Raw genomic sequence first — 214 nt, forward strand, 5'->3', positions numbered from 1 at the left:
AGTTGCCACTACAGTGGGTAACGTAACAGCAAATGATAAACTAAACGGAGTAGACGTTACGGCTTTAAACACAACAGTAACGGCCATTACAACAGGACCATTATCCATTGATGCCAGCGGAGTATTGACTTTAGATCCAAACACAGTATCAGGCACGTATACAATCACGTACCAAATCTGTGAAAAAGGAGCTAACCCTGTAAACTGCGATACG

Annotated in this window: 1 protein-coding gene; it reads left to right on the top strand. The window is 42.5% G+C overall.

From position 1 onward, the window contains the following. Window positions 1-214, top strand: a 214-nt coding sequence (locus FLACOL7796_RS00020; protein ID WP_173968574.1) for an Ig-like domain-containing protein, incomplete at both ends; no start/stop codon positions are given.

It is taken from the genome of Flavobacterium bizetiae, assembly GCF_902804475.1.
Lineage (GTDB): Bacteria > Bacteroidota > Bacteroidia > Flavobacteriales > Flavobacteriaceae > Flavobacterium > Flavobacterium bizetiae.